The 16,464-nt window shown below is 57.5% G+C and carries 12 protein-coding genes; 6 read left to right on the forward strand and 6 right to left on the reverse strand.

Going from position 1 to position 16,464, the window contains the following annotated elements; translation table 11 throughout:
• Positions 1–98: 98 nt before the first annotated feature.
• Positions 99–1,103, forward strand: a complete 1,005-nt coding sequence (gene fbp, locus FO014_RS08015; protein ID WP_160028856.1) for a class 1 fructose-bisphosphatase — start codon at positions 99–101, stop codon at positions 1,101–1,103.
• A gap of 58 nt (positions 1,104–1,161) precedes the next feature.
• On the opposite strand, the gene FO014_RS08020 is transcribed toward fbp, so the two are convergent.
• Positions 1,162–2,715: a methyl-accepting chemotaxis protein gene (locus tag FO014_RS08020; RefSeq protein WP_160028858.1), complete on the reverse strand. Its 1,554-nt coding sequence runs from the start codon at positions 2,713–2,715 to the stop codon at positions 1,162–1,164.
• A 613-nt stretch (positions 2,716–3,328) separates the two neighbouring features.
• Between FO014_RS08020 and ppa the strand changes: the two genes are divergently transcribed.
• Entirely contained in the window at positions 3,329–3,859 is a 531-nt protein-coding gene (gene ppa, locus FO014_RS08025) for an inorganic diphosphatase (RefSeq protein WP_105229506.1), read from the forward strand.
• Positions 3,860–3,913: 54 nt separating this feature from the next.
• Here the strand turns inward: ppa and FO014_RS08030 are convergent, their stop codons facing one another.
• From FO014_RS08030 to tamA, 3 genes are read right to left on the reverse strand one after another with little or no spacing between them, the layout of a single operon-like run.
• A complete protein-coding gene (locus FO014_RS08030; protein ID WP_160028860.1) occupies positions 3,914–4,261 on the reverse strand; it encodes a gamma-glutamylcyclotransferase family protein in 348 nt (115 codons plus the stop codon).
• Positions 4,262–4,263: 2 nt separating this feature from the next.
• The gene (tamB, locus tag FO014_RS08035) at positions 4,264–8,085 is read right to left on the reverse strand and encodes an autotransporter assembly complex protein TamB (protein WP_160028862.1); all 3,822 of its coding nucleotides are present in this window, start codon (positions 8,083–8,085) and stop codon (positions 4,264–4,266) included.
• The gene (tamA, locus tag FO014_RS08040; protein ID WP_160028864.1) at positions 8,082–9,818 is read right to left on the reverse strand and encodes an autotransporter assembly complex protein TamA; all 1,737 of its coding nucleotides are present in this window, start codon (positions 9,816–9,818) and stop codon (positions 8,082–8,084) included. Before tamA ends, tamB begins: the two co-directional genes overlap by 4 nt.
• A gap of 286 nt (positions 9,819–10,104) precedes the next feature.
• Between tamA and msrA the strand changes: the two genes are divergently transcribed.
• Positions 10,105–10,743: a peptide-methionine (S)-S-oxide reductase MsrA gene (gene msrA, locus FO014_RS08045; RefSeq protein ID WP_160028866.1), complete on the forward strand. Its 639-nt coding sequence runs from the start codon at positions 10,105–10,107 to the stop codon at positions 10,741–10,743.
• 185 nt (positions 10,744–10,928) lie between these two features.
• On the forward strand, positions 10,929–12,260 hold the full coding sequence (gene paeA / locus FO014_RS08050; protein WP_160028876.1) for a polyamine export protein PaeA: 1,332 nt from the start codon (positions 10,929–10,931) through the stop codon (positions 12,258–12,260).
• A gap of 103 nt (positions 12,261–12,363) precedes the next feature.
• Here paeA and FO014_RS08055 read toward each other — a convergent pair whose 3' ends face one another.
• Entirely contained in the window at positions 12,364–12,570 is a 207-nt protein-coding gene (locus tag FO014_RS08055) for a DUF1107 domain-containing protein (RefSeq protein WP_015670582.1), read from the reverse strand.
• Positions 12,571–12,897: 327 nt separating this feature from the next.
• Here FO014_RS08055 and FO014_RS08060 point away from each other — a divergent pair, with 327 nt between their 5' ends.
• On the forward strand, positions 12,898–13,452 hold the full coding sequence (locus FO014_RS08060) for a YtfJ family protein (RefSeq protein ID WP_160028878.1): 555 nt from the start codon (positions 12,898–12,900) through the stop codon (positions 13,450–13,452).
• A 4-nt stretch (positions 13,453–13,456) separates the two neighbouring features.
• Here the strand turns inward: FO014_RS08060 and cysQ are convergent, their stop codons facing one another.
• Positions 13,457–14,197, reverse strand: coding sequence for a 3'(2'),5'-bisphosphate nucleotidase CysQ (gene cysQ, locus FO014_RS08065; protein ID WP_201282938.1), 741 nt, complete (start codon positions 14,195–14,197; stop codon positions 13,457–13,459).
• A 272-nt stretch (positions 14,198–14,469) separates the two neighbouring features.
• On the opposite strand from cysQ, the gene FO014_RS08070 reads away from it, so the two are divergent.
• Complete coding sequence (locus tag FO014_RS08070) at positions 14,470–16,440, forward strand: bifunctional 2',3'-cyclic-nucleotide 2'-phosphodiesterase/3'-nucleotidase (RefSeq protein ID WP_160028882.1); 1,971 nt, start codon at positions 14,470–14,472, stop codon at positions 16,438–16,440.
• Positions 16,441–16,464 lie beyond the last annotated feature (24 nt).

The raw sequence follows: 16,464 nt of genomic DNA on the forward strand, positions 1-16,464 counted from the left end.
TGCCTATGAATAGCGCGACGCTTTGGGCTACACTGCTGGCACAAACGTTGGCGGTTTGTTAAAAACTGCTATCCATCCGTAGATTCAGGGATTGTGTCATGAAAACGTTAGGCGAATTTATCGTCGAGAAACAACACGACTTCTCTCACGCCACCGGCGAATTGACCGCACTGCTGTCGGCCATCAAACTGGGCGCAAAAATCATCCACCGCGACATCAACAAAGCGGGTCTGGTGGATATTTTGGGCGCCAGCGGCGTTTCCAACGTACAGGGCGAAGTTCAGATGAAACTGGACCTGTACGCGAACGAAAAGCTGAAAGCAGCGCTGAAAGCGCGCGGCGAAGTGGCGGGCATCGCTTCTGAAGAAGAAGACGAGATCGTCATCTTTGACGGCGACCGTGCTGAAAACGGCAAGTATGTAGTGCTGATGGATCCGTTGGACGGCTCGTCCAACATCGATGTTAACGTCTCCGTCGGGACGATCTTCTCCATCTATCGCCGTATCACCCCTATCGGCACGCCGGTGACCGAAGAAGACTTCCTGCAGCCGGGCAGCGCCCAGGTCGCGGCCGGTTACGTGGTTTACGGCTCTTCCACCATGCTGGTGTACACCACCGGTTATGGCGTCCATGCCTTTACCTACGATCCTTCGCTGGGCGTGTTCTGCCTCTCCCATGAGAAAGTGCGCTTCCCGGAATCCGGCAACATGTATTCCATCAACGAAGGCAACTACATCAAGTTCCCTCTCGGCGTGAAGAAATACATCAAATACTGTCAGGAACAGGACGAAGCAACGCAGCGCCCTTATACCTCACGCTATATCGGTTCTCTGGTTGCCGACTTCCACCGCAACCTGCTGAAAGGCGGCATTTATATTTACCCAAGCACCGCCAGCCACCCGCAAGGCAAGCTGCGTCTGCTGTATGAATGCAACCCGATGGCGTTTCTGGCCGAACAGGCCGGTGGTAAAGCCAGCGACGGTAAAACCCGTATCCTGGATATCACGCCGCAGAAACTGCACCAGCGCGCGCCATTCTTCGTCGGCACCAAATCGATGGTAGAAGACGCCGAACGCTTTATCGCCGACTATCCGGACGAGTAACGCCTTCGACGCCGGGACCGTCAGGCCCCGCGGCGCAGCACGCTGCGCCGTCATCGTATTATAGTTTGAACGCCGCCATGCTCTGCGCCAATGACTGGGCCTGCTCTTCCAGCGAGCGCGTTGCGGCGGCGGATTCTTCCACCAGCGCCGCATTCTGCTGCGCCACCTGATCCATCTGCGCTACCGCCAGATTCACCTGCTCGATGCCGCCGCTCTGCTCGCGGGTCGCCGCCGAGATTTCGCGCATCAGCGCCGTAACGCGTCCGACCTCCTCGGCAATGCCGTTCATGGTTTGCGCCGCCGACTCCGCCATCTGCTCGCCTTCCTGCACCCGCGCCTGCGACGCTTCAATCAATCCTTTAATCTCCTTGGCCGACTGCGCGCTGCGCTGCGCCAGATTGCGTACCTCGCCGGCGACGACGGCAAAGCCGCGCCCCTGCTCACCCGCCCGTGCCGCCTCAACCGCCGCATTCAGCGCCAGAATGTTGGTTTGAAATGCGATGCCGTCCATCACGCTGATGATATCGGCGATGCGGCGGGAGCTGTCGGTGATCGCCAGCATTTTATCTTTGACCTGACTGACCACGTCGCTGCCGCGATCGGCGACATCAGATACGCTGAGCGCCAGTTGATTGGCCTGCTCGGCATTTTCCGCATTCATTTTAACCGTAGAGGTCAACTGCTCCATGCTGGCGGCGGTCTCTTCCAGCGAAGCCGCCGACTCTTCGGTACGCTGCGCCAGGTGGATGTTGCCGGCCGCCAGTTCGCGGGAACCGACGTCAATCTGGCTGCTGGCGTCGCGCACCTTGCTGACCGACATCATCAGCGACTGCTGCATGCGCTGCATCGCCCGGATCAGACGCCCCATTTCAGTATCACCTTCACCGCGGATCTCGCGGGTCAGATTGCCGTTGGCGATATGCTCCAGCTCGGCGATCGACGTATCCAGCGGGCGCAAAATGATCAGCCGCAGGGCAAACCAGGCCAGCACCGCCAGCAGCACGCTAAGTATCCCGGCCGCCACGATTAACGCAATCTTGGTGCTGGCGTTGCCCTCTGCGTCACTCACCTGCAACTGCCCTATTTCCATGGCAAAACGGCGGAATTCACCCAGATCGTTTTCAAATGCGATGCTCAGCTTAGAAATTCGCGTTTCCTGGATATGGTAGTACTCGTCAATCTGGCCGGCTTTGATGGCATCGGCCATCGGACGCACGCCCTGTTCCTGATAAGCGCGATAACTGGCCTGCAAATGCTCGGACAACTCTCTGCCACGCTCGGTGACCGTCCCTACGCCGACGAACTTCGCCATTTCACGCTGCGACTGCGCCAGATAGCCGTAAATACGCCCGACGGTAGCGTCAGACACTGCGATCTGGCCCACTTCACGCTGGCGTACCGCCAGAGACGCGGCGGTACGCGCGCGCAGCGTCAGGTTGGAACTGTTCGCCAGCGACCCCAGCTCCTCGCCCAGGATCTGGTTCAGGGTATGCAGCGAGCGCGACCCCTGGTTGATGGCATTGACACCGATAATGCTGACCATAATCAGCAATACCGTCAGCAGGCTAAGCAGGGCAAGCAGCCCGGCCTTCACCGTAATTTTATTTAGCATGGATTTTTCCTGGCTATCGACAATAAGTGGTTACAGAGATGTAGGGTGGTAAAACGCAGGACGTCGCCGCAGCACGTCATTGTTATTTGCTAGGTTATCGACAGGCGAGGAGGAAACTTGATGCTGAACAAGTAATAATCCCCAAAATTCCTCATGCAGACAGGGGCGATGGAGAGCATAACGGGTTGATATCATGGTCTGAGCAAAGTGATGGGTAAGTGCACGGCGCCCCACCAACCAGCAAGCAATGCTGATTCCGACTTCCCCTCCCAGCGAACAGAAATATAACGTTGTCTAAGCATCCTAATCTTTTAAATAGACAGGTGGCACGTCATATAAAAACCAACCGATGAGCAATAAAACCAGCGACAGAAAAGATAAACCAACAAATAACCACCTGAAACAGTTATTAACATAACCTCGCCCTCAAGGCGTAAAAAACGCTGCTCTCAGCCCCCTCCGGCCATCCGCTGCGGCTCACATCCCGCGGCGGTTGCCGTCTGTCCTAAATGCTCGCTGATACCCTGTCTGAAGCCAAAAAGGTCATTACTTTGATCACGTTTTGGCTATAATACCCGGCACTCCATTTCTGGTTTGAAAAAAGGAAACCGACATGAGCTTGAATCAGGTACCTGCGGGTAAAGACCTGCCAGAAGACATCTACGTTGTGATCGAAATCCCAGCCAACGCTGACCCGATCAAATATGAAGTTGACAAAGAAACCGGAGCGCTGTTCGTTGACCGTTTCATGTCCACCGCGATGTTCTATCCGTGCAACTACGGCTACATCAACAACACCCTGTCCCTGGATGGCGACCCGGTTGACGTGCTGGTGCCAACCCCATACCCGCTGCAGCCAGGCTCAGTGATTCGCTGCCGTCCGGTTGGCGTACTGAAAATGACCGACGAAGCCGGTGAAGACGCCAAACTGCTGGCCGTACCGCACAGCAAGCTGAGCAAAGAGTACGATCACATCAAAGATGTGAACGACCTGCCAGAACTGCTGAAAGCCCAGATCGCTCACTTCTTCGAGCACTACAAAGATCTGGAAAAAGGCAAGTGGGTGAAAGTTGAAGGTTGGGACGACGCCGCTGCCGCTAAAGCAGAGATCGTGGCTTCCTTCGAGCGCGCCGCTAAAAAATAATTTTTTTTGCGCCGCCGATGAAAAAAAACACCGCTCAATGAGCGGTGTTTTTTATTATGCTTCGTCGTGACGCTTCAGCCAGTCACCGCTTTCAATCAGCGGATACCCCTCTACGCTGTGTCGATACAGGTAGATCCACGCACTACCATAAGGCGTCTGGATCAGTTCGCGCTTATAGTCCTTGGTGTTGCTTTTAAGCTCGTCAAGCTCGGCCAAAATCGATGAGTTAATACGGTACACCTCACAGTGTATCGTGCCCTCTCCAGGGATCGCTGCCGGGTAATGGCCCAGATTATAAATCTGATAGCCTTCGAGCTCATGCTCGCCTAACCATTGGGCGTTGGTCATCCAATGGCTGTTTCCCTGTTTGCGTCGTAAACTGCCGTAGACAATTATTCGCATTGCTAAAACTCAAACTGATAGAGCAAATCTAGCGCCTGGTCGAGACCAGACACCGCTTCAAGATACAACTTAGGCATCAGGCGGTAACGCAACGTCAACGTAGCCAGCGAGTCGAAAATACCCACCCCATATTTTACTTGTAAGCCGGGGAGGACATAACCACTCACGACAACCTGGGAGCTGTCGCCAACGCCGGCGGTATCAAGTGCCAGATTACTAACGCCAAATGCTTCGCCGATTTTACCCACAAGTTGACCACTTTGCGCAACCCCCATGCCAATTAACATCGACGTCATCGCGTTGCCGTCGGCGCCGGAGTTGCTCAGACCCTGTCCGCGCAGCAGGTAAGACAGCGCCTCTTGCTGCGATTTGGCCGGATCGGAGAACACTTCCAGCTTCGGCGCGTCCGCCAGTCCGGTGACGCGCACCCCGGCGGTCACATCATCCTCGGTGGCTTCCGGGTTACGAATCGCCTCCATATTCAAGTATGGCTGATCCGGCGGGCCGGAGAACAATAATTGTCCCTTACGTACGATCAAGTCCTGACCATAGGCGTGGAAACGGCCGGCCGGGATATCAATCTGGCCGTTCAGCCCCAGGCCACGCTTATCCTGCACCACTTTCAGGTCGCCCTTGAGCCGCGCCTTCAGACCGAACGCATCCAGCCGCACATCGTCGCCCACGTGAATCATCAGGTTACTGTTAATCGCCACCGCGGTGCTCTTGGGCTGGATCGGTTTCAGCTGTTTATCCAGCATCACTTCATCCGACGAGACGCCGACCGCGCTTTCCGGCAATTCCTGCACGGTAATGCGCGCCCACGGGATATCCACATTGCCGTTAAGCGAAAACAGCTGCGGCGTCGCTTCAAACACCAAATCCGGTGACACGTCGATACGCACCATCGGCGGCACCGTCACCCGCAGCTTGTCGCCCTTAGCGGCGATGCGCGCCCGCCAGGCGTTGATATCGCGCCAGTCGGCATCGCCGGTCAGGTTCAGTTGGCCGCGCGTGGTGGTAATGAGGCCATCCAGCGTCGAATTCATGCCGTTGAAGTCAATCGCCAGCCGGCCGTCGGTCATATCGAACGGCATCCAACTGCCGTCAATATCCACCTTGTCCAGCGCCAGACGCCCATATACCAGCGGTTTTTGCGCATTGCCGCCCAGCCGCAGATTGGCGTTCAGCATACCGGCGGCTTTTTCACCCTGCATCAGCGCCGGGTTGAGCATCGCCAGAGAAATATTGGCGATATTGACGTTACCGGCGATATTGCGCTGCTTCTGCGGGTCGGTCACCTGGATGTTACCGTCCAGTTGGCCGTTGTTATGCAGCTTAATCAGCCAGTCGGCCTGTGCGCGGCCGTTGTTAACACCCGCGTTGAGGTTCAGCGTATCAAAGGCGATCGGCAGCGCGTTGCCCTGCACCTGCTGCACTACTTTCACCCCGTTGCCCACCAGCGATACCTTCGCCTGCGGCAGCGCGGCGCCCTCTTTCCAGCTCACGTCGGCGCGGCCGGTAAAGACGCCGTTCAGCGCGGTTTCCGGGCCGAGGAACGGTTTGATCATTTTCAGATCAAAGCGGTTCAGCACCACGCTGGCCTGGCCGCTGGCGGCGCTGGCTTCGATGGTTTTCGGCACGCAGACTTCAGCATCCGGGTTCTGCCAGCAGTGCGGGCCGACGCTGATTTTTTGCTGGGTATTCAGATAGTCCAGCGCGATGGCGCGCGTCAGGCGCCATTCGCCTACCGGCGTATCAAAACGGGTATTGTTCAGATTGCCGCGCCAGCGCTGCTGCTGGCGATCGAAGCTGCCCGCCAGCGCCAACTGGCCGGAAACCGGCTTGCCGTCAACCTTCAGCTGCAGCGTGTGCTGCTTTTCCGTGCCCTTAGCGTCAAGCTGCAGCAGGTTCACCTCCAGCGCATCCTGCTTCAGCTGTTCGACCCGCACCGCCAGCTGGCCCTGAATCTGATCGGTGGAACGCACGTCGCCGTCTACTTTCACCCGTTTGATATGCAGCGCCTGCCATTGCAGGCCGGACGCGGTCAGGTCCGCCAGCAGCTGCGGCGCCTGCAGATTGCCGCGCAGCTTCAGCAGGCCCTTCGCCGTGCCGCCCAGACCCGGCAGCGCGCCATCCAGCTGCGGCGCGTCGATGTTGGCGTCCAGATTCCAGCTTTTCTCGTCCAGCTGCCCTTTCACGTTCAGGCTATTACGCCCCAGCGCCAGGTCGACGCCGGGAATCTTCCACTGACCGGCGGCGTTGCCGCTCAGCGAACCGCGAGCCGACACCTTGTTCTGCTTCACGTTGCCGTCCAGCTGCAGCGTCGGCACCTGCAGCTGCCAGCTGCCGCCGTACAGACTGCCGCGGGTGGTGATTTTGCCGTTCAGCTTCGCCGGCCATTCCGGCCATTGTTTGGCGGTATTGATGCCGCTGAGCGTCAGCTGCGACGTCCAGCTGATGGCCTTGCTCCAGTCCACCAGCGCGGTCAGATCGGTGTTGCCCTGCAGCGCCGCCAGACGCAGGCGGTTAAGTCTGAACTGCTCGACGTTGCCTTTACCGTCCAACGTCAGCAGCGCCGGCGGCAGATCCTGCCCTTTGATATCGGCGCGCGTCGACAGCGCATAGTCGGTGGCTTTGCCGTTAAGGCGCAGACGTAAGTCATTCACCTGGTACTGAGATACGCCGGTAAGCGGCCACTTCAGCCGTTTGCTCTGCAGCGTCAGTGAGAGCGGTAAGCCCGCCTCCGCCAGCTCGGTCTGCAGATCGAGCTGCGCCCCCACCGGTCCGGACAGGTTCAGCGCTACGTTCAACGCTTCACGCAGGCCGCCGCCGATGGTCAGCTTCACCTTTTCGCCTTTCAGCGGATCGATATTCAGCGTGCTGTTGGCGCTCATCTGCACCGGCCAGTTATCTTTCAGCGTGGCCTGGCCGTGCGCGAACAGCGTGCCCTGCGGCGACCTGACGTCAAAGTTGTCCAACTGGATATGCTGGTCCTTGGTGCTGGCCTTCAGCAGCAGACTGGTGATCAGCACGTCGGTATCGCCGGTCAGACGCAGCTGTTCACCGCGGATCTCTTTCACCGTGATATCCAGCGGCAGACGCACTTCCGGCAGATCCGGCAGCAGCGGCTTGGCAAACAGTTCTTTCAGCGTCTCGCCCAGCGGTTGCTCTTCCGGCTGCGGCGCCGTTTTCGGCGCATCGCCCGCTTTCTCTCCGGCTTTCTTCACCATATCGACCGCCGGCTGTACGTCTTCCGGCAGCGGATTGGCCGGCGTTTTCGGCAGGGCAATCAACAGCGAAGCGATTTTGGTCGGCTGCAGCTGCAGCGCGCGCTCCTGCCATTCGGCGCCGGTGCTGAACTCCCCGAGTGAAATGGCGGTGTCGTCAACGTTGACCTTGACGTTATTCAGCGCCAGTTTGCGCAGGATAATCGGGTAGGGAGTGCTGAGATCGGTGGTTGGTTCGCTGCTCTCCGCCGCCGGCTCGGACGGCGCCATTTCGCTGGTTTTCACCACCACGTCGACGTCATCAGCGGTCAAGGCGTTCACACACAGCGAACTGCGTTTAAAGCATGACAAATCGAGTGACAGATGGAACTGGCCGGCATTCACCGTCACGCCCGGCATCTGGTATTTCACGCCTTTTAGCGTCAGATCGCGCCAGCCGCCGCTGACGCTGGCGATATCCAGCCCCGGCACCCAGCGCGCCGCGCCGTTGAGCACCATATGCAGACCGTTGGTGGTGCCGAGCAGGTAGGCAACGCCCCCTACCAGCAGCAGCAGAACGATCAGCAACCCAAGACAAATCTTTTTCACCAGGCTCATAGTTCAGGCCCCAAACCGATATAGAACTGCATCCCGTGGGTTTCCTTATCCCCGACCGGGGCGGCAATATCCAGTTTCACCGGCCCGACCGGCGACTGCCAGCGCACGCCAACGCCCGCGCCGGTTTTGAAATTGCTCTGTTTGATATCATTCACCGCTTCGCCGGAGTCGACGAACACCGCGCCCCACCACTTGCCGGTCACATTGTATTGATACTCCAGCGAACCGGTCAGCATTTTAGAGGCGCCGGTCAGCTTACCCTCTGCGTCGCGCGGCGAAATGTCTTTGTATTTGTAGCCGCGGATGCTGCGGTCACCGCCGGCGAAGAAGCGCAGATCCGGCGGCACCTTATCGAAGTCATTGGTTTCAATCCAACCCACCTGACCACGCGCCACAAAGCGGTGTTTATCCGCCAGCGTGCGGATCCAGACGTTCTGCGCCTGCAGCAGCGCAAAATCGACGCCTGAGCCCCAGGTGGTATCGGAAACGTCAATGGAATAGCGCTGGCTGTCGCCCCAGGTCGGCATCAGGCCGCCGCGCGAGCGGGTGCGGCTGAGGCTGGCGCCCGGATACAGCAGCACGGTGGTGTTGGTGACATTACCTTGGGTAAAGTGGTCAAAACGACCGGTCATATTGATGGCGTACTGCCAGCCGCTGGATTTGTCCCAGTTGCGCGATACCACCACTTTGGTGCTGTCTGACTTGGTGTCGTTCAGGTCGCTGCGCTTATAGCCGCCCTGCATCAGGTAATACTCTTCCAGCGGGCTCTTCTGCAGCGGAATTTTATACGTCAGATCCAGCTGCTGCTCCGGCGCCGAAATATAGGCGCTGGTTTCCAGACTGTGGCCACGATCGTTCAGCCAGGGCTTCTTCCAGGTGCCCTTTATCCGCGGCCCGACATCGGTGGAATAGCCCACGCCGGTTTCCAGCGTATTGCGGCTGCGCGGCGTTACCAGCGCGTCCAACGGCAGGATCTTGCTCTCTTTGGCATCTTCAAAATCAGGCGACACCACCACCGAGTTAAACCAGTTGGTGGCAGACAAACGGCGGTTCAGCTCGGCCAAATCCTGCGAGCTGTAATACTCCCCCTGATGGAAGGGGATCAGGTTTTGCAGATAGTCTTCGCGGATTTGCGAACCTTCGAATTTCACTTTACCAAAGCGGTAGCGCTCGCCGCTGTTAAAGTCAAAATCCCAGTACGCCTTACGCAGCTCTTCCGACACGCCCAGTTGGCTTTTGGTCATCTCGGCGTCAAAGTAGCCTTTGCGCAGCGCCAGACCGCTCAGGGAACTTTTAAAGCTTTCATAGGTGCCGTGGTTAAGGATCTCGCCGATGGTCGGCCGTCCCTTCTTCACCAGCGCCAGATAGTCTTCATCGGTTTTGGCGCCGCCTTCCAGCGTGATATTGGCGCCGGCAATACGCACCGGCTCGCCGGGCTTAACCTTGGCATGCAGCACCGGACGCGACAGCTTGGGGTTGTCGTCGAGAGTAAATTCAATGGTTGGCTCATAATAACCCAGCGCGCGCAGCCCCTGACGCACCGCCTGCTCTACCCGTGCACGAAAACGGCCGTCGGCGCTCACCTCTTCGGGGGTGATGGCTGACAGGCGAACCCGCACGTTTTTCTCCAACTCTCCGCTCAGCCCTTCGACCTGCAGCCGCAAATTGGCCGACAGCGCCGCAGGCGCGACAAATAGCGCGCATAAAACGCAAAGGACACGGTAACGTGGCACACGTTCTCCTTAATTTATTGTACTTTCCTGTAAAAACCGCCGTTCAGATCGTCTGACCATGCCGCCACGCTATCAAAATGGCGACGCTCCCCTGGCCGACTCCCACCGACCTGCGCACAAATTGGCATAAACAGGGCGTATTCTTGGCTTTTTGCGCTCAAAAGACTGCGTTAAGCTTACACATAAACGCAACATCGGCCTTATTGTGGGCAAATAAGCGACGAGTTACAACTCGCACAATGCCGTCTGGTGCCAATTCTTATGAAGACAACAGGAGTCAATCGCGGTGCAAAATACAGATAAATCTCGCCTGGTCGACCAGGCCAACGCGCTGCCGGGGCGCGCCACGCCGGTGCCGGTCGCCGCGCTCAACATCGTCACTCAGCACTCTATGACAGAGGTGCCGGCCGGTATGGACGTGGCGATTTTCGCCATGGGCTGCTTCTGGGGGGTCGAGCGCCTGTTCTGGCAACAGCCGGGCGTCTACAGCACCGCCGCCGGCTACACCGGCGGCTACACGCCGAATCCGGCCTACCATGAGGTGTGCACCGGCCAGACCGGCCACGCCGAAGCGGTGCGCGTGATCTTCGATCCGAAAGTCATCAGCTATCCGCAGCTGCTGCAGGTGTTCTGGGAAAATCACGATCCGGCCCAGGGCATGCGTCAGGGCGGTGATATCGGCACCCAGTACCGTTCTGCAATCTACTACCTGACGCCGGAACAGCAGGCCGACGCCGAGCGCAGCCTGGCCAGCTTCCAACAGGCGATGGACACCGCCGGGGACCAGCGCGTCATCACCACCGAAATCGCCCCGGCCACGCCGTTCTACTACGCCGAAGACGACCACCAGCAATACCTGGAAAAGAATCCGGGCGGCTACTGCGGACTGGGCGGCATCGGCGTTTGTCTGCCCCCGCAGGCCTAACGCGTTAATTTTTAACCACTGGCGGGCCTTATCGGGCTGCTGCTATACTATCCAGGCCGCCGATACGCGGCCTGTTTTTTGCTTCGGCAAAACGGGCGCTGTCAAACGCGTCCGGCAACTCTTTTTTACAATGTATTACCCTTCCTCAAGAGCGCCGTCATCCCGTCGGCACGTATGGATAGATTATGTTAAACAGTATTTTACTGATTCTTTTTCTGATCGCAGTGAGCGCCTTCTTCTCTGTATCGGAAATTTCTCTGGCTGCCTCGCGCAAGATTAAACTGAAGCTGATGGCTGACGAAGGTAACATCAACGCGGCCAAAGTGCTGAAACTGCAAGAAACACCCGGCCTGTTCTTTACCGTGGTGCAAATCGGCCTTAACGCCGTCGCCATTTTGGGCGGTATCGTCGGCGACGCGGCATTCTCCCCGAGCTTTCAGGTGCTGTTCGATCGCTTCCTGTCGCCGGAACTGTCGCAACAGCTCAGCTTTATCTGCTCATTCGTACTGGTCACCAGCCTGTTTATCCTGTTCGCGGATCTCACCCCGAAGCGCATCGGTATGATTGCACCAGAGGCGGTCGCCGTCCGGATCATCAACCCGATGCGTTTCTCGATCATGATTTTCCGTCCGCTGGTCTGGCTGTTCAACGGTATGGCGAACCTGATTTTCCGCCTGTTCAAACTGCCGATGGTGCGTAAAGACGACATCACGTCCGACGATATTTACGCCGTGGTGGAAGCTGGCGCGCTGGCCGGCGTACTGCGCAAGCAGGAGCATGAGCTGATTGAGAACGTGTTCGAGCTGGAATCACGTACCGTACCTTCCTCGATGACCTCCCGTGAAAGCGTGGTCTATTTCGACCTGCGCGAGAGCGAAGAGAGCATTAAAGAGAAAGTCTCCACCCACCCGCACTCTAAATTCCTGGTGTGTGACGGTCATATCGATCAGGTAGTGGGCTATGTGGATTCCAAAGACCTGCTGAACCGCGTACTGGGCAATCAGAGCCTGGTGCTGAGCAGCGGCGTACAGATCCGCTCCGCGCTGATTGTGCCGGATACCCTGACGCTGTCCGAGGCGCTGGAAAGCTTTAAGGCGGCCGGCGAAGACTTCGCGGTGATCCTGAACGAATATGCGCTGGTGGTGGGGATTATCACGCTCAACGACGTGATGACCACCCTGATGGGCGACCTGGTGGGGCAAGGGCAGGAAGAGCAAATCGTCGCACGCGACGAAAACTCCTGGCTGATTGAAGGTGGTACGCCAATCGACGACGTGATGCGCGTGCTGGATATTGACGAGTTCCCGCAGGCGGGCAACTATGAAACCATCGGCGGCTTTATGATGTATATGCTGCGCAAGATCCCGAAACGCACCGACTTCGTCAAATACGCTGGCTACAAGTTTGAAGTGGTCGATATCGACAGCTACAAGATCGACCAGCTGCTGGTCACCAAGCTGAGCGATAAGCCGGCGGCGACGCTGCCGAAAGCGGCGGATGAAAACCTGCCGGCCTGATGCGCTACGGCCATTAAAAACATCAGCGGCCCCGTTTGGGGCCGCGCTTACATCTGTACGCTGTTATCGCGGCAGCCCTCAAGCTACAGCCATAACAGCGTTTTTAACCCATTTCCGATTGCAAAAGCAGCACTTGCCGATTAACTTCAGACATCACGCTGAGATGGCGCTTGTCGCGGACTTTCGGCACCAGGATTCGGCCTTTGTCGAATTCAAATGCACCAACATCTTTGATATATAAACGTCCGCGGAACAGGGTCTTCACATATTTGGCAATTTTCAAAGGGTTATAACGCTGGAAGATTCTCATTTTGTTCTGTGCTCCTCCGTTGGACCAGGCGTTCATTCGAACCGCTAATCGGGCGATTTCTTATACAAGAACGCAATTGATTGCAGTGGTGTAGACCTAGTTAAGACCATTTTGTTCACTTTCGCCTGGACGTCTTCACTGGATTTACACTTGTTGACAGATTTGTATATGATTATTTACGACATATTCAGAATATCCCTTCAAAATAAAGGCGTTAGAGACCGATAGGGAAAACTGAGATCGCGCTTACAGGACAGACCTCCGATCACTATCTAAGCTTTAGGCTGCGGAGACTGTTCGCACTATCCCCCATAACAAGGAGCAAGCATGAAAAAGAGCCGCATGCTAATGATGTCCCTGCTGTTCGCCCCCCTACTGGCCTCAGCGCACAACTTTCAACTGCTGCAGCGCGTCGCGCCGGTCAGCGTCACTGACCGCGGCGAGCTGCATTACGCTAACGGCGACTTCAGCTACGAAAAATGGAGCAGTGGCAAGCTCAGTGGAAAAGTGCGGGTAATTCAGCATATTGCCGGCCGCAGTTCCGCCAAAGACATGAACGATCCATTGATTGAAGCCATCAAGGCCGCCAAGCTACCACGCGATCGTTACCAAACGACGACAATCATCAATATTGATGACGCTATCGTCGGCACCGGCATGTTTGTGCGCAGCAGTATTGAAGACAACAAAAAAGAGTTCCCGTGGTCGCAGTTTATCGTCGACAACAAGGGCTACGTGAAGAAAGCCTGGGATCTGCAAAGCAACGGCTCGGCGATTATCGTGCTGGACGATCAGGGACGGGTGAAGTTCGCCAAAGACGGCAAGCTGACGGAAGAAGAAGTGCAGCAAGTGATGAACATGCTGCACCAGATGCTGCGCTAACCGATCAGAACAGCGACACGCGAAAGCCGGGGTTGAGGAAAGATTCACGAGGCGTATAAAGCAACGGCTTGCCTTGCCAATCGTGAATCTGGGCCCCGGCAGCGACCGCTACCGCATGACCTGCTGCGGTATCCCAGATATTGGTCGGCCCAAAGCGCGGATACAATTGCGCCTTGCCTTCCGCCACCAGACAGAATTTTAGCGACGACCCCACCGAGATGGTTTGGTGCACGCCCAGCTGTTTCAGGTAATCCTTCAGCTCATCATCGCTATGCGAACGGCTGACCACCACCAACGGCGGCTGCCCTTCCATGACATGAATAGACCGGCGTTGCCCTTTTTCTTCTTTCCACGCCTTGCCGTGCTCCGCCAGATACAGCACGTCCAGCGCCGGCGCATACACCACGCCCATCACCGCCTGGCCGTCCTCAATCAACGCGATATTGACGGTAAATTCGCCGTTGCGCTGCAAAAACTCTTTGGTGCCGTCGAGCGGGTCCACCAGCCAATAACGCGTCCAGTGCTGGCGCTCTTCCCACGCCGGCGGATCTTCTTCCGACAGCAGCGGAATATCCGGCGTCAGCGCCGCCAGGCCCGCCTTGATGATGCCGTGAGCCGCTAAATCGGCGGCGGTAACCGGTGAATCATCTTTTTTCACCGCGGCGTCAAGCGGCTGTTCGCCGTGATAGACCGCCATAATTGCAGCGCCCGCCTCGCGGGAAAGCTGGCAAATTTGCTCTAACATCATTCACCTCAGATCAAACAATTCCATGGGAAATCTCCCGCAACCTTTGCTAGCAGACTAGTTTTTTTTGCCGGGAATATCCATCCCGGCGTGGTAAAGCCTGGTAATAATTCAAGTTTGCCGGCGCGTAACTGTGAGCTTTCCCGCTGTGCCTACGGGGATTTTCTGCCACACTTCACGCTTTCTGATGGCAAGTAAGCATAATTACATCGTTCTTTGCGGCTTCTCTCCGAGAAGGCGCCAAAAACATCATGGCATGGAGAACACCAATAATGATGAAACGTCCGCTGGCATTATCCGCCCTCGCCCTGCTGATTTCCGCCACGGCACAGGCGGCGACGGTCGACCTGCGCGTGCTGGAAACCACCGACCTGCACGGCAACATGATGGACTTTGATTACTATAAGGATAAGCCCACCGAAAAATTTGGACTGGTGCGCACCGCCAGCCTAATCCAGCAGGCGCGCGGGCAGACGATTAACAGCGTGCTGGTCGACAATGGCGATATTATTCAGGGCAGCCCGATGGCGGACTATATGGCGGCCAAGGGGCTGCGCAAAGGCGACGTACACCCGGTCTACAAGGCGCTGAACCAGCTGGATTATGTGGTAGGCAATATCGGCAACCACGAGTTCAATTACGGCCTTGATTACCTGCAAACCGCCCTCGCCGGTGCCAAGTTCCCCTACGTTAACGCCAACGTTATCGACAGCAAAACCCAGAAACCGCTGTTCACCCCGTATATTATCGTCGATACGCCGGTAAAAGACCGCGACGGCCACACGCACACGCTGCGCATCGGCTATATCGGTTTCGTCCCGCCGCAGATTATGGTCTGGGACAAGGCCAACCTGCAGGGTAAGGTCACGGTCAACGATATTACCGCCACCGCCAAACGCTACGTGCCGGAAATGCGTCAGCAAGGGGCCGATCTGGTGATCGCCATTCCCCACTCCGGCCTCTCCAGCTCGCCTTATAAAGCCATGGCGGAAAATTCGGTCTACTACCTCAGCCAGGTGCCGGGCATCGACGCCATTATGTTCGGCCACGCCCACGCGGTCTTTCCCAGTAAGGACTTCGCCGCCATTAAAGGCGCCGATATTGAGCAGGGCCTGCTGAACGGCGTACCGGCAGTGATGCCGGGCCAATGGGGCGATCACCTCGGCGTGGTGGATTTACAGCTCAGTAACGACAGCGGCCGCTGGGCGGTCACCCGCGCCAAGGCCGAGGCGCGGCCGATTTACGACAGCGCCGCCAAACGTTCGCTGGCGGCGGAAGACGCCGGTCTGGTGAAGGTGCTGGCCGACGATCATAAGGGCACCCGCGAGTTCGTCAGCCAGCCGATCGGCAAGTCCGACGGCAATATGTACAGCTATCTGGCTTTGGTGCAGGACGATCCGACGGTGCAGATCGTCAACAACGCGCAGAAAGCCTATGTGGAGCACTACATTCAGGGCGATCCCGATCTGGCGGATCTGCCGGTGCTGTCCGCCGCCGCGCCGTTCAAGGTGGGCGGCCGCAAAAACGATCCGGCCAGCTTCGTGGAAGTGGAAAAAGGGCAGCTAACTTTCCGCAACGCGGCCGATCTGTATCTCTACCCCAATACGCTGGTGGTGGTCAAAGCCAGCGGTAAAGAGGTGAAAGAGTGGCTGGAGTGCTCCGCCGGGCAGTTTAACCGCATCGACGTCAACAGCAGTAAGCCGCAGAGCCTGATTAACTGGGACGGCTTCCGCACCTATAACTTCGACGTGATTGACGGCGTCAGCTACCAGGTAGACGTCAGTCAGCCGGCGCGCTACGACGGTGAATGTCAGTTAATCAATGATAAAGCGGAGCGGATCAAACAGCTGACCTTCAACGGCAAACCGATCGACCCGAACGCCACCTTCCTGGTAGCAACCAACAACTACCGCGCCTATGGCGGCAAATTTGCCGGCACCGGCGACAAGCACATCGCCTTCGCCTCGCCGGATGAGAACCGCGCCGTACTGGCGGCCTATATTGGCGCGGAGAGTAAAAAACACGGGGCGGTGCATCCGCAGGCGGACAATAACTGGCGTCTGGCCAACATCGACGCCGCACAGCCGCTGGATATCCGTTTTGAAACCTCGCCAAGCGACAAGGCCGCGGCGTTTATCCGGCAAAACGCCCGTTACCCGCTGAAGCCGCTCGGCAACGACCGCATCGGCTTTGCAATTTACCAGGTCGGCCTGCAAACGCCGCCCGCAGACGCAGCGCGCTAAATAACAAACGGGGCGCCATCTGGC

It is taken from the genome of Serratia rhizosphaerae (genome assembly GCF_009817885.1).
GTDB lineage: Bacteria > Pseudomonadota > Gammaproteobacteria > Enterobacterales > Enterobacteriaceae > Serratia_B > Serratia_B rhizosphaerae.